Here is a 19,812-nt window from a genome sequence, read left to right as displayed (position 1 = left end):
TATCCTGTAATGGGATAAGCGGTTGTGAATCGGGAACATAGCTGGTTACAGAAAGGATGCTTAACGGATGTACGTTGTATGCAAAGAACACGTGGACATTGCCATCGACATGTTTGTCGATGAGTATGAGGACGCTCCAGATATCGTTGATCTGAAGGAGACGGAATTTGCCGATTGGGACCCGCCTGCGAAGTGCGCCGAGTGCGAACAGCATGCGGAATTTCTCGTCGTTTAGCGTACTGTAGGACTTAGATGGCCGGAGGCGTGACTTAAGGTGGCGCTTCGGGCTGACTTTCCATCCGGTATGAACATCGCAGCAAGAAGCCAAGGAGAGCGTGATGAGCGCTCTTTTTGTGTTTATGGGGGAATGAGTGGTTGTTAGGCAGCGTGGCGTTGGCGAGGATTGTGGGGGATGACGGTGGAGTAGGGGAGAGTAATAGGTAAAGTTAGTTAGGTGCGGAGTTCCGAGTTGGGAGTGAGCTAGTTTGTAGAAAAGGTGCAAGGTGTGTAGGTAATAGAATGGAAGCTGCTGAGGCATGGAGAAAGTAGAATTTGGGTGACAGCGATGTCGGTAGGGACGGTGGCGTGGCTGGGTTGGGCGGAGTAACTCTAAAGAACCTGACAGACCTTATTCGGGGCAAACACCGCCTGGTTGAAATCTAACGAATCGTAGACACGTTATCTTACTGAAATGGCCTGGAAATAGGTGGGAAACGCTTGTTTTAACTGGGATAGCGTGTTTCAGATTCGTTAGATTTTAAAGGAGCCGAAATGGGGCTGAATAAGGTGTGTGGGGTTCATTAGAATTTGGAGAAATGTGTAGTATAGGTAATACAGTTGGAACGAACGATGCGATGAAGCATCTTACTTATAGGAAATCTCGCAAGACAATTTAGGAGGAATGGATTGATATGTTTATTCAGATTATTGGCGTAGGCAAATTGAAGGAAAAATATCTCACGCTGGGTATTCAGGAATATGCCAAGCGTCTCGCCCCGTACATCAAGTTTCAGATGATCGAGGTCGCAGACGAAAAGGCGCCCGATACCCTGAGCGAAGCTGAGGTTCGGGCGGTGAAAGAGCGCGAGGGCGAACGCATCCTCGCGCATGTGAAGAGCGAGGCGCATGTCGTCGCGCTCGCATTGGATGGCCAGCTCTGGAGTTCTGAAGAGCTGGCATTGGAGATCGACAAGCTCGGCACATATGGGACGAGCCATGTCGTGTTTGTCATCGGAGGAAGCCACGGGCTTTCCGATGAGGTGTTGCGCCGCGCGAAGCAGCGCTTGAGCTTCGGGCGCATGACCCTGCCGCATCAGCTTATGCGGCTGGTGCTGGTGGAGCAGATTTATCGTGCGGTGAAGATTAATCGGGGTGAACCCTACCACAAGTAGGGCGAAATTTTGCGCCTGGAGTTTCTTGGGGTGTATACTTTTTAAGGTTTGCATGTTATGTGAGCTTGGGAACCTAACTCTCTACATGTAGAAATAAAGGATGATAGTAGCCAAAACAGTTGTATAGTTTGTGCCGAAGTGTTACCCCCCTTCCGTAGCTCATTGAGTTCAGATAGAACTCTATTTTTTGAGATATAATTTACTACTATATAGATGTAATTAGTTGTATTAGGATGATTCAGAGTTTTTGTAAAGCTTGTAATTCCATTCTCTACGCTATCTCCTTTTCGCATCATTTCAATACCTGATCCAGTGTAATGAGAGCTCCAACGGGTTCTTTTTTGTTCAAGTTGTGCAGTGGATGGAGTCATGTTTCCTATATTTTTTAATGCTTGACCAATTACAACTTGGAAGTCGCTAGCTGAAAATTGCGATGATGCATGCTTTGCATGATAAAAACTTACTTTCTTTTGATTATCTATTGAAATAAAATCAGCGAATTCATTTCCAAGATCATCACAAAATAGGTAGTCTGCGTTAACTGCTAGAACGGAATCTACAAAATCAAAAAGAGTATTACTTTCAAAGCGAGTCATATGCGATGCAATGTTTCCTTTTTCTGAGAGAGTACCTTCTAGCGCGGAGTATTCTTCAAAAACATCAATAAAAGATTCTAAATTTGCAAGTAGTTTACTGTCTTTAAACAACTTTATGTTTGTATAAACAATATCAAATTCAGAAAATGTTACTATGAAGTTCTGCATATTATTAATGTAATCAATAAGTCTTATCTCTGATGCAGCATAAACAATGTAGATGTGTTTAAGTTTTGACGAACTGATTTTTATAGAGCTTTTAAGTTTCTTCAATCGTAAACTTTTATCAATAGAACTCGTCACCCGGTAGATGCCTCTTTCAGCTCCATCGATGTTAGAAACATTTATTTCACAAAAAATGTTAAAATAATTTATGATTTTTTGAAAATCAATTGACCGTTTTTTTTGTTCATCGGTTCGATACTCTATACGTTCAATATCTCCCCTATTTGTTTTGAATCGAATGTTCCCTTTTGTATTGTTTCAATTCATATATGCGAATGCTTCAAATCCATTGTTGAGAGAGATCAGGTAGGAGGAACACATTTTTCCTGAGTTTTTAAACTCTAAAAAGCGGGGACTTAATGGATCAAAAAGTGTGAGTCGATAATAATAAATTTGGCATCAATAATATGTCGAATTCGCTCGAATTTTGTTGTGGGGACAAATATGATTGTATTCAATACTGAAAAATTACATAATTATGTTTATATTCCGAAGCAAAGTATAAGAAACCGGACTATAACTACAAGAGATTGAATATTTTGCCTTATTATCTACGTGGAATTGGGGGGAGTGACATGACAGTAAGTGTCCAGAGTATCGAGGAGTCTTTATCTGTTTCTTACGTTAGTGCTGTAGTTGCGAAAGCTGGCGCTTCATTTGATATAGTTTCACGAGACTACGGAGTGGATGTTTGCGTTCGGCGTATTGATAAATTTAATGGTCTACTAATGGATATGGGGGTATCTTTTGATTTCCAACTGAAATCAACAATTAATTGGAAAGTTGATGGGTCTTTTATTGTATACGATATAGAAGTCGATGCTTATAATAAGTTAGTTTATAGACATACCGCAAGTTCAACCCCATGTTTACTAGTAGTACTATGCTTGCCCAAAGATTCAAGTGAGTGGATATCTCTAACTGAAGACGAACTCAAGCTCAGGAAGTGTGGGTATTTCTTTTATGTAAAAGGAGAAATGACTCAGAATAAAAAAACCACTAGAATACGAATTCCCAGAGATAATGTTCTAACACCTGATGCAGTAAGGACTTTAATAGAAGATGCTAGAGTAGGTGTTTTGAAATGAGTAAAATACCATTAGTAAACTTAATTAGATATCTTAGAGAAAATGAGTGGACATCTAGTGATCATCCGAACCAAAAAATTATCCTTTTTAAAGGACCGACAAGTGATTCTGGTATACCAATAGAAGTAGGTGTTCCGAAAAATGAAGGCTACATAGATTATAATAGAAGGGTAGATGATGTACTTCGTATAGTTGCTTCGTTAAGGGGCGTAAGCATTCAAAAGGTTATTGATGAAGTGCGGTTAATGAGTCATGATATTTTTAAGGTGCGGGTTCTGAATACTGGTGAGTATACAAATAGTATACCATTACCATATGCTGTTGATTCTTTAAAATCTTTAAGAGATTTGTTTGTGTATGGAGCATGTTCTGAACAAGTTAGCCTTCCATCTTTCGAGAAACCACTCCAAGTAGGGATAAAACATGGTGAATTATGTCGGTTCGGGCATACATTTGAGGGGAGTTTTGGTCTAGCTATTAACTCACCCATAATTGATGAATATGTTCAAATTGAAATGTTTGAAGACTTGAAGGCCATACCCTTTGAACGTAAAGTAATGGAAAGGATTATTCGCGGTATAGAATTACTAAGCCAATCTGTACAAGAGAATGATGGTGATATTTTAGTTAATAACTTCGAAACAGCCTTTAACTCTAGAATGTGTGAATCATTACTTGAACTTTCATCAAATAAATCAATTAATATTGGGATAAATGTGGAATGGAGTCCAAAGTTTGAAGTTTCAGAAGATATATCGGTTAACAATGAATGGGTTCTTTCAAGGGCTTCATATGAGGTGTTAGAGTATGCGGCATATGAGTTAAACAAAATTGAACCTTATTACGATACTATATATGGAAACATAGTAACATTGCATTCTAATAAAAATCCAATGAGTGATGAAGAATTTTCAAGACAAGCTACTGTAAGACACGATATGAACGGAAAGAAAATCCTTGTAAAATTAGACTTAAATAAACAAAACTATGCTATCGCCTACGAGGCACACGGTATAGGAGCACCAATAAAGGCTTCAGGAAAACTATTCAAGAAAGGAAACACATGGAAGATGGTGGATATCTCTAAAATTGTAATATTGGAATAGGATAAAATAATTGAGGGTTTAAAAGAATGTAAATTTGAGGTGAATAAGAACTTCAGTATATTCATTAACAACTTAACCCTTTTCTATTATAAGATTTCGGCCATCTCTCCAGCTGTAATTAATATTTGAGATTTCAAACCATTTCTCAAATATGATCGTTTGTTCAACATTTTTAATTAAGTTTACAGGTACCCCTTCGGTTTTTGAAAAATCTCAGAGTTAATTTGTCCTCATCGATAGATAACTGCCTTTAATGGAGAGGTAAATAATAATCTAAATCTGGTTATACTGAGAATACAATTTTTGAACGTAGGAGGGTAACATGATAAAGTTTAATCCCTTTGATCCATTAGAGGCAAAACATATTGTGAACTCTGATGTCGCATTGAGATCAGTAAAGAGAGAAATACTTAATATTTTAGCATCTTATGTCGGTTGGTTTGATCCATTTGCAGAAACTATTCAAAATGCTCTAGATTCCGTAGAAGAGCGGTCTGAGCAGGAAGATAGTAAATATGTACCCTCAGTATTTATAACCATAGACATACAGAAGAATCGGTTGATTGTTACTGATAATGGAATAGGATTAGATGAGCAAAAGTATAAATCATTTCTAGCTCCTGATTTTTCATTTAAATCAGGTAAAACTAGAGGGCATAAAGGTGTAGGTGCTACTTACTTAGCATATGGGTTTAATTACTTGCAAGTATGCACAAAAACAGAAGATTATTACGCAGTGGGGAAAATCCTTGACGCCCGGAAATGGTTACATGATGAAAGCCCTTCGGGAAATCCAGTAGTGAAATATGATGAAGCTGGTGCAACAGATAAATATTTCAATGAAATAGATAGAGGTGTCTCTGTTTGTTTGAAATTTGATAAACAAACACATCCTAAGGATCTTAGTTGGTTAAAAGCTGATACAGCAGAAGCGTGGTTTCAAATACTCTCAATTAAGACGGGCATTGGAGCATTTATTCAAAATAAAGATATTGATGTGAGTATAAAAGTCATTTCCAAGGCTGGTGTCCAGACTGAAAAGCAAATAAGAGGTATAAAATATCTTTGGCCACATTTGGTTGTAAGAAAGTCTGCTTCTTACACTGATATAGAGAACAAAAGAGCAGATTTGTTCTTAAAAGGAAAAGATACAAATAGGCTTCCCTCAGCATATAAAGACTTGGATATCATTTATGATTTTTGGGACACAGAAAAAATAGTTGAACTCACAAATCTAGAGGCTGATGATGAAGCCATGGATATATGCAATAAATATCTTCCCAATGTTTACATTGCGTATACATTCACAACGAAAACCTGGGATAAAATAAATGAATCACTTGGCTTGCGAAATAACTATAGGATAATGTATGGAGGAATCCAAATTGCAGCCAATAATATGCCTCAAGGCGAAATAATTCAAATTCCTTTAAAAAGATATATAGGGCGACAAAACCAGGTACATGTAGTGATACATTTTGATAATTGTAGTCCTGATCTGGGAAGAAAGGGATTTCAAAGTGAAATTGTAGAGTTCGCCAAGGAAATTTCAAGAAAACTAATTGAAGGACCGCTACAGCGGGTGGGGTTTACCTTGAAATCCAACACTGGGGCAGCACCCGATCTTCTAAGAGAAAAAAGGGTGGAAGACTGGAAGAGGGACATGGCTCAGTATGAATTGGAAAATCCACTGAAGTTGATTAATGAGCATTTCTTCTTACCGACCAAAACAATTTCAATAACATCTAAACCTACAAGAGAGCAAGATGTAATAGCTTTGTTTAATCAGCTTTTAGCTGGTGGAGTTATTCGTGGGGTTAGAATAATGTCAACTAATGAGCGTTTTACCTACGATGGGCTGTATAGAATTATTGTCACAGAGCCTACAGATTACCATATTTACAATCAGGAAACTAATCCACTAGGCGTTTTTGATGAAACTTTAGAAAGCATTAATGAAATTCCGTTTATATCAAGCCCTAAAATTTTGGAATATAAATTTTCATTGGATGGATTAATTGAAAATATTCAAGACAGTTCTAAAAATTCAAATGATATAGGACTTGTTGTTGTCTGGGAAACCGGAGATTTTTATGTAGGGAATTACAAGATAACTTCGTTATTGGATAAAAACAATACTGATTTACGTCAATATCACGGTTTAACGCATGTTATGACAAATGTCACAACAGGTCAAAGAGAAATGGACTTGATCATACTGGAAGAACTAATAGAATTTCTAAATGATCCGATTACAGCTCAACAAAAACAAGTGGATAAATACGAAGATTAAAAATTAGAGACGTCCGGACTTAACCGACGTCTCTAATTTTAGTGGTAAAGAGACATGAATTAGATACAATGAAAGAAATAGGGCGAAATTTTTGATTTCTCAGCAGATAGGAACGAAAAGTTCTTTGGGACATAAGGAATTGCAAAGCAGTCATTCCTCAAAGCGGTTCATCTCTTAGTAGGCATCATTTTAGTAAGAAGGGACTGACTGAAGCTACTGGCTTTGATAAGCATTAATGATCGCTGCCTTTTATCTTATATGAGTGTGTGCATAATATACAAATGTAAATTGCATTTTTATGTATTTGGAAATTATACTTATAAATGAAAAAAAGAAATCAAAAAAACCTGCTGAATTGGAGATGAGTAAATGATGATTGTAGAGGTTTTAAATAGCAGGTCGAATAATGGAAATATGGCTTCTAAGCTATTGCTTCTGTTAAACGAGGTTTGTGAACACGCGACACAACATTTGAAACTAGTCTTACAGCAATTGCCTGAATTTGATATTCACGATGCTTCTCACAGTGGTATGGTTGTACATAATATGGAATCTCTCTTGAGAGACAAAGTAGATGAGTTATCTATTTACGAATTATTCCTACTTCAAATGTCCGGTTTTTTACATGATTGCGCTATGGCTTTACCTGCTTGGGAGCTCAATCTCCTAAAAATGACTGAAGGAATTGGCGAGTTCGTTCGGAATGATTTGGGGAAGTCGTATGCTAATGATGGAAACCCTCCATACAAATTGTCATCCGCTATTCAGCTTATAGAGACCCATAAGCCTCAATTATATGAGGACTTTGAAAAAGTGAGCACTTTTATTTTTTCTTCCCCTTCTGAGTCTGAAATGCAACGTGATTTAGCTGAAAGACTCATTGACTATCAAGAGTTTAGAAATGGTTACACTGATGAATTAAAGAAAAAAGCTCTTAATGGTAGCTATACTGAATTTTTTGAGTTGAGTGACTTAATTCGATACGAATTTACTCGGCAAACGCACCCTCAGAGAGTTGAAAAATATATTCGCAACCTTGCTTCTTTATTTGAAGCTCGTCTTGGTGGAGTGTGGGGAGATAAACTGGCAAATGATTTAGCACGAATATGTCGGTCGCATGGAGAATCAATGAATTATGTTAAAACCCTTGAGGAGCACACAGCATACCATGGACCAGAGTCTGCAAATTTACAATTCGTTGCCGTGCTACTTCGTCTTGCAGACATATTGCATTTCAGTCATGATAGAGCACCACAATCATTATTTATTGAAAAAATGATTCGCTCGAAGGAAAGCCTTCTTCACTGGAAGGTAAAGTTTCAAGGAATTAATTACAGTTTAGATGAGTCAGACGCAAATGGACGGATAAAAATAAAATACATGGCTTATTGCGATGAACCAAGTCTCTATTACTTCATACAGGAATATCTAGACTGGGTTGACGTAGAAATAGACAATTACTTTCGTCTCATTCACGGCATGGAGTATTCCGTTCAAACAAGACACCTTGCCGAAAGATATAGATTAAACATTGCGAATACAGTGGACAGGTCACAGGTTCAATACGATAATAGCAAATTTACCCCTGTACCCGACATGAAATTTACTCTTGAACAAAACAAGATTCTTGAATTACTAATGGGTGTTGGGCTTTATAAAAATAAATTCTTATGTTTACGCGAACTCTATCAAAATGCACTCGATGCTTGTCGCTGTATGATGGCAATATATGATAATCAATCAGTAGGTATACGTGGAAAAATTGAATTCGGGCTTGGTATATCTAAAGAAGGTGGCAGACAGCGGACCTATATATACTGTCTAGATAATGGTGTTGGTATGAATAAGCACCAAATAACAAATTTCTTCTTAAAGATTGGCAACTCATTTTATAAATCTAAAGAGTTTCAAAAACAAAATGCCTTGTTAAATAGCAGTTTTAAACCAACTTCTCAATTCGGAATTGGAATATTGTCATGTTTCATGGTAGGAGATAAATTAGAAGTTACTACTAGATCTCTTGCTGTCGATGGAACAACTTCCGAGCAGCCAATTCGTTTTTCAATTGACGGGCCTCACGAGAAGTTCTATTACATGACACCAGACGCGCTTGACTTAGAAAAATTGGGAAGGCACGGAACCTTGATTAAGGTATATCTATCTGATGACGTGATTATTTATGATCACAAAATCGATGAACTTCAACTAGTGATTCACGGAAGTAAATCGCAAGAATTTAAGCAAAGTAGACCAGCTGTTTATGAAAAGTGGGATTCACATATCTACAATTTGATAAGCAGTTCTTTAGCGATTCCGAAGGAAGACGTTGATGTATTGGTGGCAATCAATAATGGGACACCTGAAAAAGTCATTCCTTGGGGAACTCCAATTAACTTGAAAGATTATCCTTCTGAGGATTTGAAACTTATTTATTCAGAGCATAGATATCTTTCAGATGGATATAAGGTATTAGATGATTATTTAAAAGTTAGAGACTTTATTAACCTACAGGAACATAGTATACGTGTCGAAGATATTGAGTATCGTTTTTTACTAAGCTTACCTTTACCAGGCATGCCTGAAGTAGACTATCGAGTGCTTTCTTTTCAACCTGTATTATATAGGATCCCTAATGTTCTTGTTGATGGAGTTGTAGTCGAAATACCAATACACCAATTTCATGATGTAGCAGAAATAGGAACAATAAACTTTGTAGGTATGGAACGTCCGCAATTGTCTGTTGACAGAAACTCTATTACAAATATTCCTCAAGGACTTGATGATTCTATTAGTAAGCTTCCAGAAAATCTTGCTAGTACAGTTGTCTTGGAAATTAGTAAACACATTGAACATTATAATTTAAAGTCAGGCTCTCCTGAGGTGAAAAAGTTATGGAATTATATATTTCACAAATTTCATAAATTTTCTAATTGGTTGATCGGTCAACTCGCAGTTATTCCAGAAGCGAATATGATACTTGATGACATTTCATTGTTTAGAGAGAAGCAAGTCTCTGTTGGCGATATTATAGATTCTCAAAATTTAGTATTAAAGAGGTTCGACAGTAGACTACTTGAACCCACCGGCGAACTTGTTTTTCTTGGCAAAATTGTGGAAGCTAGTAACATAGAAGTTAAGGATATAGATGTGCGTATTGAATCATCAACGTTTCGTAGCGTTACTATTCCAATGCGTCATTTTGGACCGGATCAAACTCTCCCATTAGTAGTTAGAGCAGATAAGTGGGAAGGTGAATATTCCCAATATGATTTGGTGTCTGGGTTATGGCCGATAATTTCACCTTCACTATACGACAGATTGTTGTATGGATATGAGACTACTGAAATCTCTTCAAAAATGAAGGCAGTAGCCGATCACTCAAATTCAATTTCAGGACTTGCTGGAATTGATCCAGCACAGATACATCAAAGATTGGGTATGTTTATGCCGGAACGAGACGTTTTTAATCGTAAACAAAATCTTGTAAAAAAATTTGATCGATCAGTAAATAAATTTTGGCTTCAAGAGCTAAATCAACATGGAGAGTTGATACGCAAACATAAGCAAGACTTTATACTGTTTGGGTTTATTTCTCCAAGACAGTTGAGTGAGGAAGAGTTAATATCTCTTGAAGATATTAAAGATGAAGATCCTATATACTATGATGGGGCTCAAAACGGGTGGAGTGTCTTAATTTTGGGTAAAACATCTGATTTTGTTATTTTACCAGGAGTAGTCGATCGTGCATCAATTGTAGCAGCGATTAAACCTTCATTCTGGAAAAAGTCAGATAACATTCAATACCTTTTCACAGATGGAACCGTATTAGAACCAGCACAATAACTGTGTAATTTTCCGTTATGTTATTGTTTGGAATATAATTACAGTGCAATCATTAAATAATCTAAGAGGGTGTTCCAAAAGTAAATCTTGGAACAGCCTCTTAAGTTTCGCCCTACAACCGATACGGTGAACCGTATCATAAGTAAAGCACATTGGGAGGCGATAGCGAGAAATGCTGTCCGCTTCGTGCTAGCGGGGAATCCCCTCGGACTTGCAGAAGGGTAGACTTGAGATATCCATGCTAATTTAACTTTAATGCTTAAGCTTTCTGGATGCGCCTGTGGTATCATGAACATGCCTATCATCCTGTTACATCTGAGGGGGAAGAAGTTGCTTGTGAACATGGACAATTACTATAAATATGAGGATGTATCTGTATTAGATGATGCCAATTCAGCGCTAGATAGTGAAGCAGCTCGGTTGGCAAGTTTGATTTACACGCATACTTCGCAGGATGGGACCTATGCTTCACCGATCCATGGTCTCTATGTGAACCGATATTCGCAAGTAGAAGCGGCGGATGATGTTCACACTATGTTCTCGCCGGCAATCTGCATTGCAGCGCAAGGGAAAAAGCGAATTACCGCAGGCAAGGATGCTTATGAGTATAGTGCTTCGCGAATGTATATTGCCCCCGTTGCCTTGCCTGTTTCGATGAAAATCATGCAGGCCAGCCCCCAAATACCGTTCTTGGGGATAGGTCTATACCTCGATCCGCAAAGGATTGCTTCGTTGCTGCCGATGGTATTTCCTAATGGTTTACCGGAGGTTCGCAATCGCAGTGCGTGCTATGTCATCGAAGCAGACTTGGCTATGATGAACGCCGCTGCAAGATTGATGGCCTGCCTGTCCTCTCCCGATGATGCTCAAATGCTGGCTCCATTGGTGAAAGACGAGATTTATATCCGCATCCTCCGTAGCCCAATCGGTGTTTATGTTGCCGAGACTGTTCTGGCGGAATCGGGCATGCAGCAGGTTGCAAAAGCGATTGATTGGCTCCAAAATAACTTTTCTCAGCCGTGGAAAGTAGCGGATTTGGCGGAGCTGGTCCATATGAGCGAATCGTCGTTTCGCGAGTATTTCAGATCGGCTACTGCGATGAGCCCTCTGCAATATCAAAAGGTGCTGCGCCTGCAAGAGGCGAGGCGTCTAATGTTATCCAGCTCCATTGACGCAACTACGGCGAGCCGGCGTGTAGGCTATTTGAGCGATTCCCAATTTAGCCGCGATTACAGCCGATTTTTTGGGTGTCCTCCAACTAGAGATATCACAAGGTGGCGTCAGGACCAGCAAAAGTTGAAGTGAAACGCACATGTAAACGGCTTTTCAAATTTCCGCGGGCATAGAGCCTAGCGGATTTTTTATTTTTGAGCGGCGGAATCTGTTGAATCAGGCAAAAACTCGGACGGAAAAGGCAAAGACCGCAGTAGTCAATCCCCTATACTAAGAGTAAACATCCTATCGATAGGAAAGGGGATTTCTGAAAATGCGTGTATTGGTTACAGGGGCGACAGGCTTCATCGGAGGGGCGGTCGTTCGCGAACTGCTGGATGCCGGTCATCAAGTGGTTGGTCTTGCCCGTTCTGAAATAGCCGGCAAACGGCTTACGGCACTGGGTGCCCAGGTTCAAGTCGGTTCGATTGAGGATTTAGCAGGCTTGCGCAAAGTGGCTGCTGCAGTAGACGGGGTCATTCATTTGGCCTTCTTCCACAAGTTCTCGCATGCGGGCCTTCCAACTCGGCTTAGGGTTTTATTCGGAGGGAATCCTCGTCATGTAGTGATGCGATTTATGAAGGCTGCAATTGAGACCGATAGGCGAGCCATCGAGACACTTGGCACCTCCTTACCCGCCGGTGACCGGGCGCTTGTCGTCGCTATGCCTACGATGACGCTTACTCCCGGCCGTCTCGGAACGGAGGCCAGCGCTGGGGATCCTCAATCGCAAGGTGGATTACGCATCATTTCAGAACATACCACCCTAGACTTGGCGAATCGTGGGATACGTTCCTCGATTGTACGCCTCCCACCGATCGTACACGGTGAAGGCGATAAGACGGGCTTGTTCCCAAATCTGGTGAACATCGCTCGCAAGAAGGGGTTCTCCGCCTATACAGGCTCCGGTAACAACCGTTGGCCATCCGTGCATCTACTGGATGCGGCGCGCCTTTTTAGACTCGCCTTAGAACAAGCTCCGGCAGGGTCCCGGTTTCATGCAGTGAGCGAAGAGGGCATTCCATTTCAAGAGATCGCCACGGCTTTGGGCCTCCATTTGAACTTGCCGGTCCAAGGTATTGGGGTTGAAGAAGCAGGTCAACATTTCGGATGGCTTGCACCCTTCACGAAAACGGATAATCCGGCGTCCAGTGCGTTGACGCAGGAGCGTGTAGGATGGAAACCAGTACATCCTACCCTTTTAGATGATATTCGGAAGGGGTATTATTTCTAACTGTAAAGCTGGGAGGAAGCGAAGATCCGTTTGCACCAAAAGTACGGCAGGAAACTTGACCACGACAAGCGTTGAATTTGTATGTCCCTTTCTGGCCGATGCCTTAATCGAGAAGATCGGTATTGACTCTATAGCCACTATAGAGTTTAAAGGGACAACAGCTTCACGGTGCATCAACGGAGGAGGATAATTCTAATGGGAAATAAGATGATTCGGTCACTCGTTTTCATTCTTGCATTTTCGATTGCCGGATACGCAATTGTTCAGTATGGCGTGCTTAAAGCTAGTGATGCAGGACTTGTCTCTTTCAAATTGCAAAAGCCGAATTTTGAACTCAAACCATGGATATATGTACTATACATCCATATTGTTACCGCGATATTTGCCTTGATCATAGGACCCTTTCAACTATTTATGAAGCCAACGAATGATAGGAAACGTTGGCATCGCCTATTGGGGTATGGATATGTTCTTTCGATTACAGTTAGTGGAATCGTGAGTGTGTATTTATCCCTTTTTGCCACGGGAGGTTGGATTGCAGGGCTTGGGTTCATGTCGCTCGATGTATTGTGGGTTGCGACGACGCTTATTGCAACGAGAAAAATCCTGGCGAAAGACATCGAAGCTCATAAAGTATGGATGCTTCGCAGTTATGCACTTACTTTTGCAGCGGTCACGCTTCGAATCTGGTTAGCGCCGCTGAATCTTCTGCTTGGCGATTTCGAGGCGGCGTTTCGGGTTGTCGCTTGGGTTTGTTGGATACCTAATCTGCTCGTCATAGAAGCCGTGATTTTCAGAATGAGGTTGCGGCAGCGACAATGATTCACAACTGCCAGCTACAGAAGGAACGCTAAATGCGCTCCTTCTGTACAATGAGAATTAATCGAATCAGTTCATGAGCTGGACAATCTTTTCAAGCTCCAACTTTCCATCCAAATAGCGGGAAACAAATCATGGCCGTTTCTGTGCAGCACCGATCAGCATCGGAATGGCAATCACAATTCCCAGGATCACCGTAACAATAGAGCCCTCCAGGTCAAAATCTCCCCCCGTAAGCCATGCTGCGCTGTCAGCCTTTACCGTAAACAACCCGGCCGTAGGGAGTCCGGACACAGGAATGCCAAGCACACCTTCAAGTGCATTCTAAGCAAGATGCAGCCCCATGGCGAACCACAAATTACGCCGCCACAAGAATGCAGCTCCGAGCAGAACCCCTGCTTCCAGAGTGATGGCAAGTGCGCTCCATAGTGTTGCTCCTGGATTGCCAAGATGGAAGGCCCCGAAGGTAAGCGAGGTTACCGCAAGTGCAATCCAGCTGCCCCATAATTTCTGTATAGGTTGAAGCATCAATCTACGAAACCGAAGATAATCGTACCCTGAGCAGCGGAGGGGGATTCTCTGCGACGCGACCGGGACGATCAATTATAAAATGGATGAGTTTCTTCCTTTCTTCTTCCTCATTATTGAACGTCTTTTTGTAGGTGTCTGATATTCTAGCTGTTGTAATAGAAAGTTAAAATTCCTGTTATCTTTGTACGTAGCCATACATAACCTCACCCCCAATACTTCATATCTATATTTTACCACTATGGGGTTTTCTGCTGTATTTACCTTCAAGTTCGACATTCAATTAAATTTGGCGTGAGCAACTATAGGTACGATAGCTGAACGGAATCAGCAGATCGCTGTGTAGCAGTTCCTCTCGTTTTTTTTCGCCGATAACCCCGTTAAGCTAAACCGTACCACAAGTAACAGCGGAATACTCTTGATAAAAATAGAGATTACCCGAAAGAAAACAGAGTATCGTTCACCAATTAAAAGCCTCTATCCCGATTAGCGGAATAGAGGCTTTACAGATGATAAAGACCAATCACCTAAAATCATGACTGGATCCTCAATCATACACTAAATATCAAAATCAATCGTACCCTTCTCGCTTAACTCAAACGGACCAGGTGTAACATCTGCATCGGGTCTCTTTGTTCCGAAGAAATCAGAGTCAAAATGATATGGAGTGCTGTCCGGCTCCTCAAATTTCATGTTGGCGTGATAAGTCTTTCCAAGCAGATCCGTGGAAACTAACATTGCAGAGGTTCCCCGAAGCAATTCGGGATCATGAATCTGAATGTGCACTTTGCCTAGTGCAGGATCAATTTCAACGTTTATACCCTTCTGTGAATAGATCTTCCCATCCGATTCGTGACGACTTGGAACCGCATCGTTAAGAAATACATTGCCACCCATAGCTACTGGAAGAACGGCATTGCCTATAAAGATATCCTTCGCGGCATCGCCAAGCTCAAGAAGCTCCTCTTTGGTGTATTCCCACCATCTCTTATCTTTCACATCAGGATGTTGATCGTAGCCGCCAAGTCCAACAGCATGCAGATAACATATGGAATTATCCGGAACCCCGTCCATGACCGTCTTCCCGTCCTCTCCAACTTCATCCCTTGGTTTAAGTGGAAGATGCTCAAAGAAGGTAATAGGTACAGGTTCTTTATTCGCATCGTTATCACCCAAGAAGATATTGTTGTAGTACCTGTCATCGCCTCCAGTGATATTGGAGTATCCGGCCATGGCCGTCTCGTGAGGGAAGTGATATGGCGTAATACGAGTAATTTCGGAACGAACTACAAATCGGCCTGCAAACAAATTATGAGCAAATGCCCCGCCCTGAGCCATATTTCTGAAATTCATCGGAGAGAGAAATAGATTGTGATCGACCATATACGGACCATGGCAAACCTCAACGAAGAGGTCTTCCGAAAGATTGTCAAAAAATACATTACGGCTGATGCGAGTGCCCTGTGCCTGCCAGTCCAGCCAAAGCGCACGGTAACAGCTATACATTATATTTTCGCCAATTTGGGTATCCAGTGAAGCATGCAGTTTAATTCCCGCTACTTCGGCACCGTGTCTGAGTCGTTTGTGGTGAATATTATAAATACGGTTCTGATATATGCGGCTGAAGGCTGCTCCCATATGACCCACAATACCAGCCTGTTCACAATCATGAATCACATTACCTCGAACTGTGTGACTGCCGATGTTATCTTTATGCCAGCCGGAGCGTAATGCTTGTAAAATAACCTCCTGCTCGCGTTGAGTACCACCTTTACTATGCTTCTCCAAAGACTTGGTGTGCCCTGTGCCGATCTCGGTACCCAGGCTAATACCAACGCATTTGGATTCACTGATTATATTGTTTTCAATAATCCAGCCCTTGCTCCAGTGAGGTCCAATCAAACCTTCCTGGTAGTCGGTAGGCGGTGCCCATTGAGGAGAGGCTTGACTAAGTGTGAAGCCACTTACGGTGATATAATTGAGTCCCGGTTTCTCAGGCCAGAAGCAATAAGGACGTACATTAATTTCTACATTTTCCTTACGAGGATCTTTTTCTCCAAAATTGGCCCAGATTTTGGTTGTCGTAGAACCAACCTCGGCATACCATTTTAACAATGAATCCTTGGGATATTTGGCTTCGGGCCAAACTTCAGGATTGTGAACGCTTTCAACACTATTGCACTCATATAATGATTTGCCATCCAAATAGACATCGCCGAGATGAACCGGGAAAGGCCCGTCAAACAACCAGTCTCCACTGAGCTCCACCTCAAAGGGATTACGAACGGAAAAGATAGAGTTGAGCACTTCTGTGCTCCAAACATGGTCTCCTTCAGACTTCCAGTTGGTAATCCGCTCAGCTCCTGTAATCACAACTTCCCCGTCTCCTGCGGATCGATATACGATTCGATGCTCCGCTGTTCCTCCATTCGCCGGGTTAACCCATTCCCTGTATACTCCCGCATGAACAATAACGGTATCACCAGCCATGGCATGAGCCGCAGCGCGTGATATGGTACGAAGGGGTTGATCTGCTGTTCCTTTTCCTTGATCATTCCCATGGTTGGATACATGATATTCCATAACAACTCTCCTTCTATTTAAAAATGTTTGTTGTATCTCGTTATTATACTAGAAAATAAATGTATTGGGAGAGATAGGAAGTCAAGTGTCGGGCTAAAGATATACTGATATAAGGTGAGCCACATCATTACCCTATGAGGTTGTGGTTTTTTTGTTTTTCGAAACTTTAGATATTGTTAAAAGCTATAACCAGCCATGCTTTTTTCATATAACAAGCATTCCTTTTCATCATGCTATACTCATTAGACTAAAAAGTTAGAAGGAGAAATAGTTATGATACCATTTCGTAATGATCATGTAGGCAGCTTTCTACGCCCTGCAGATTTAAGTCAGTCACGTGAACAATATAAATCAGGCAACATCACATATGAAGAATTAAGAGCTGTGGAAGATCAAGAGATTATTCGAATTATTGAAAAGCAGAAGGAGAATGGTGTGTCTGCCGTTACGGATGGTGAATTCCGTAGAAGCTGGTGGCATTTTGATTTTCTGGGCGGCTTGGATGGCGTAGAGCTGTATGAGGAAATCGATGGACCTCAATTCCATAACATGCAGACTCGCAAGGGCGGGATTCGTGTTGTGGGTAAAGTTGATTTCTCGAGTCATCCCTTTGTTGAGGATTTTGAGTTTTTGAAAAAGCATGCAGGTGACGCAGTGGCGAAACAGACCATTCCAAGTCCCAACATGCTTCTATATCGGTTGGAAAATGGCGCCAATATCTATACGGACCGGGAGCAATTCCTTCAGGATACGATTGCGGCGTATCAAAAAGCCATTCAAGCCTTCTATGATGCAGGATGTCGATACCTGCAATTAGATGATACAGCTTGGGCAGACCTATTCTCAGAAGCTGGTCACGATAAGCTACGTGCTAAAGGTCTGGAACCGGCGGAAGAGTTGAAAACGATGCAGCGAATGATTAACGAAACTTTGGCTCATAAACCGGCGGATTTAGTTGTGACGATGCATATTTGTCGTGGTAACTATAAATCAAATTATTTCTCAACGGGTGGTTACGAGTACGCTTCTGAAGTTATCTTTGGTGGCTTAAACGTAGATGGATTATTCCTGGAATTTGATGATGAGCGCTCAGGTGGCTTCGAGCCTTTACAATATGTGAATCGAAAAGATTTGAAAATCGTGCTTGGTTTACTTACTTCGAAAACAGGCGAGTTAGAGGATAAAGAACAGATTAAAGCTCGGATTGCAGAGGCGGCAACCTATGTACCACTTGAGCAACTTTGTTTGAGCCCACAATGCGGCTTTTCTTCCACGGAAGAAGGCAATATTTTAACGGAAGAACAACAATGGCGTAAACTTCGTTATGTGAAGGAAATTGCAGAAGAAGTTTGGAATTAATCCATCTAAATAACGGAGGGGATGCAAAATGACGACGCAAGCAGACCAAGAGACAATTATCGTTGAAGCGTTGATTAATGGTCAAAATGTAAAATCCCTTTCGCAGTTAGCAAAAGAGAACCCGACAAACCCCGCTGAGATCGTAGGCTATTTCCCTGTCACTACGAAAGAACAAGCCGTTGAAGCGATTGAAGCAGCGGCAGTAGCTTTTAAAACATGGAAGCAGACCTCCATTGATGAACGCATTACTCGGATGCGCAAGGCAATAGAGAAGATTAGAGCTACTGAGAATGAAATTGTGCATTTGCTGTCTAGAGAACATGGCAAGCCCCTGTATGATGCACACGGTGAAATTTATGTTTCGTTAATGTGGATGGAGTTTGCTTGTAATGAAGCCAGATCGGCTCTACAGGAAGAGATCAAAGAGCATGAGAATGGTAAAACAATTCTTACTTATGATCCAATTGGTGTGGTGGCAGCGATTAGTCCATGGAACTATCCCATTGCTTTATCTACCATTAAGATTGCTCCTGCCTTACTTGCAGGCAACACGATTGTGCTTAAACCAAGCCCATTTGCACCACTGGCGGCAGCGAAGGTAGCAGAGATTATTGCGAGTGAGTTCCCGGCTGGTGTTATCAATGTGGTTCATGGTGATGCGGATGTGGGCGTTGAACTGACTAGTAATCCTTTGGTTACTAAAATCGCCTTTACAGGTGGAACCGCAACAGCTAAGCATATTATCAAAGCAGCTTCGGAAACGATTAAGGATATGACACTTGAGCTTGGCGGCAATGATGCGGCGATCTTCTTGGAAAGCTTTGATGTACATGATGAGCGAGCCATGCGCCGGATTGTCATTTCTAATTTTTTGACAACAGGACAGATCTGTATGATCGCCAAACGTGTGTATGTACACCGTTCTATTTATGATGAGTTTGTGGAAAAATATATAGAGGCGGCTAATCGCTGGATTCGAATTGGTGATCCATTTGATTCAAATACAACGATAGGTCCGGTTAATAACCTGAAGCAGAAAGATTACGTGCTTGGTTTGGTTGAAGATGCGCAAAAGCGCGGGGCTAAGGTCATCCCTCTCGGGCAAATTCTGGATCAGAAGCTGTTTGACCAAGGTTACTACCTACAACCTACGCTGGTTTTGGGTTGCGATGTTCATGATCCGATTGTAGTAGAGGAACAGTTTGGCCCTACGGTTCCGATTCTGCCATTTGACGATGAAGAGCAGGTTATTCATCTACACAATGAAAGCATATATGGATTGACGAGTTCTGTGTGGGGCAAAGAAGAGGATGCCATCTCCGTCGCACGCCAACTCGAAGCGGGAACGACCATGATTAATACAGCTGCTGTTCAAGGTCTTGACGTTCGGTTCCCTTTCGGTGGCTTTAAGCAATCTGGTATTGGCCGTGAATACGGCGCCGAAGGTATCCGCACTTATACAGAAAAACATGTCATCAACGTTCCGAAGACACTGGATCTTCCTTATATACCAGAATAAATCTTATAGCACACAA

The 19,812-nt window shown here is 41.3% G+C and carries 15 protein-coding genes; 11 read left to right on the top strand and 4 right to left on the bottom strand.

Going from position 1 to position 19,812, the window contains the following annotated elements:
* The first annotated feature begins 67 nt into the window (after positions 1–67).
* On the top strand, positions 68–235 hold the full coding sequence (locus MHI12_RS30215) for a CxxH/CxxC protein (RefSeq protein WP_017691462.1): 168 nt from the start codon (positions 68–70) through the stop codon (positions 233–235).
* 676 nt (positions 236–911) lie between these two features.
* Positions 912–1,391, top strand: coding sequence for a 23S rRNA (pseudouridine(1915)-N(3))-methyltransferase RlmH (gene rlmH, locus MHI12_RS30210; protein ID WP_017691463.1), 480 nt, complete (start codon positions 912–914; stop codon positions 1,389–1,391).
* Positions 1,392–1,432: 41 nt separating this feature from the next.
* On the opposite strand, the gene MHI12_RS30205 is transcribed toward rlmH, so the two are convergent.
* On the bottom strand, positions 1,433–2,290 hold the full coding sequence (locus MHI12_RS30205; RefSeq protein WP_405171176.1) for a hypothetical protein: 858 nt from the start codon (positions 2,288–2,290) through the stop codon (positions 1,433–1,435).
* 497 nt (positions 2,291–2,787) lie between these two features.
* Between MHI12_RS30205 and MHI12_RS30200 the strand changes: the two genes are divergently transcribed.
* The 7 genes from MHI12_RS30200 to MHI12_RS30170 all read left to right on the top strand — a co-directional run bounded on the left by MHI12_RS30200 (position 2,788) and on the right by MHI12_RS30170 (position 13,810).
* Positions 2,788–3,300 carry a DUF4365 domain-containing protein gene (locus MHI12_RS30200; protein WP_339787513.1) on the top strand — a complete coding sequence of 171 codons (513 nt, stop codon included), beginning with the start codon at positions 2,788–2,790 and terminating at the stop codon, positions 3,298–3,300.
* Positions 3,297–4,406 carry a hypothetical protein gene (locus MHI12_RS30195; RefSeq protein WP_405171175.1) on the top strand — a complete coding sequence of 370 codons (1,110 nt, stop codon included), beginning with the start codon at positions 3,297–3,299 and terminating at the stop codon, positions 4,404–4,406. The genes MHI12_RS30200 and MHI12_RS30195 overlap by 4 nt, the downstream gene beginning before the upstream one ends.
* Positions 4,407–4,728: 322 nt before the next feature.
* Positions 4,729–6,699 carry a hypothetical protein gene (locus tag MHI12_RS30190; protein WP_405171174.1) on the top strand — a complete coding sequence of 657 codons (1,971 nt, stop codon included), beginning with the start codon at positions 4,729–4,731 and terminating at the stop codon, positions 6,697–6,699.
* A 369-nt stretch (positions 6,700–7,068) separates the two neighbouring features.
* Positions 7,069–10,542 carry a hypothetical protein gene (locus tag MHI12_RS30185; RefSeq protein ID WP_339787519.1) on the top strand — a complete coding sequence of 1,158 codons (3,474 nt, stop codon included), beginning with the start codon at positions 7,069–7,071 and terminating at the stop codon, positions 10,540–10,542.
* Between the two features lie 336 nt (positions 10,543–10,878).
* A complete protein-coding gene (locus MHI12_RS30180; protein ID WP_338595092.1) occupies positions 10,879–11,847 on the top strand; it encodes an AraC family transcriptional regulator in 969 nt (322 codons plus the stop codon).
* Between the two features lie 181 nt (positions 11,848–12,028).
* Positions 12,029–12,988, top strand: a complete 960-nt coding sequence (locus MHI12_RS30175) for an SDR family oxidoreductase (protein ID WP_405171173.1) — start codon at positions 12,029–12,031, stop codon at positions 12,986–12,988.
* 195 nt (positions 12,989–13,183) lie between these two features.
* Complete coding sequence (locus tag MHI12_RS30170) at positions 13,184–13,810, top strand: DUF2306 domain-containing protein (protein ID WP_405171172.1); 627 nt, start codon at positions 13,184–13,186, stop codon at positions 13,808–13,810.
* 129 nt (positions 13,811–13,939) lie between these two features.
* Here MHI12_RS30170 and MHI12_RS30165 read toward each other — a convergent pair whose 3' ends face one another.
* The 3 genes from MHI12_RS30165 to MHI12_RS30155 form a co-directional block, all read right to left on the bottom strand.
* Positions 13,940–14,101, bottom strand: a complete 162-nt coding sequence (locus tag MHI12_RS30165) for a hypothetical protein (protein ID WP_405171171.1) — start codon at positions 14,099–14,101, stop codon at positions 13,940–13,942.
* A 30-nt stretch (positions 14,102–14,131) separates the two neighbouring features.
* Entirely contained in the window at positions 14,132–14,335 is a 204-nt protein-coding gene (locus MHI12_RS30160) for a CPBP family intramembrane glutamic endopeptidase (RefSeq protein ID WP_338589599.1), read from the bottom strand.
* Between the two features lie 558 nt (positions 14,336–14,893).
* Positions 14,894–16,918: a right-handed parallel beta-helix repeat-containing protein gene (locus MHI12_RS30155; RefSeq protein ID WP_405171170.1), complete on the bottom strand. Its 2,025-nt coding sequence runs from the start codon at positions 16,916–16,918 to the stop codon at positions 14,894–14,896.
* Between the two features lie 273 nt (positions 16,919–17,191).
* Here MHI12_RS30155 and MHI12_RS30150 point away from each other — a divergent pair, with 273 nt between their 5' ends.
* Positions 17,192–18,277 carry a 5-methyltetrahydropteroyltriglutamate--homocysteine S-methyltransferase gene (locus MHI12_RS30150; RefSeq protein WP_338589594.1) on the top strand — a complete coding sequence of 362 codons (1,086 nt, stop codon included), beginning with the start codon at positions 17,192–17,194 and terminating at the stop codon, positions 18,275–18,277.
* Positions 18,278–18,305: 28 nt separating this feature from the next.
* A complete protein-coding gene (locus MHI12_RS30145) occupies positions 18,306–19,796 on the top strand; it encodes an aldehyde dehydrogenase family protein (protein ID WP_338589593.1) in 1,491 nt (496 codons plus the stop codon).
* Positions 19,797–19,812 lie beyond the last annotated feature (16 nt).

It is taken from the genome of Paenibacillus sp. FSL H8-0280 (assembly GCF_045040665.1).
Classification (GTDB): Bacteria; Bacillota; Bacilli; order Paenibacillales; family Paenibacillaceae; genus Paenibacillus; species Paenibacillus xylanexedens_A.
This window is presented reverse-complemented; position numbering and strand designations above follow the sequence as displayed.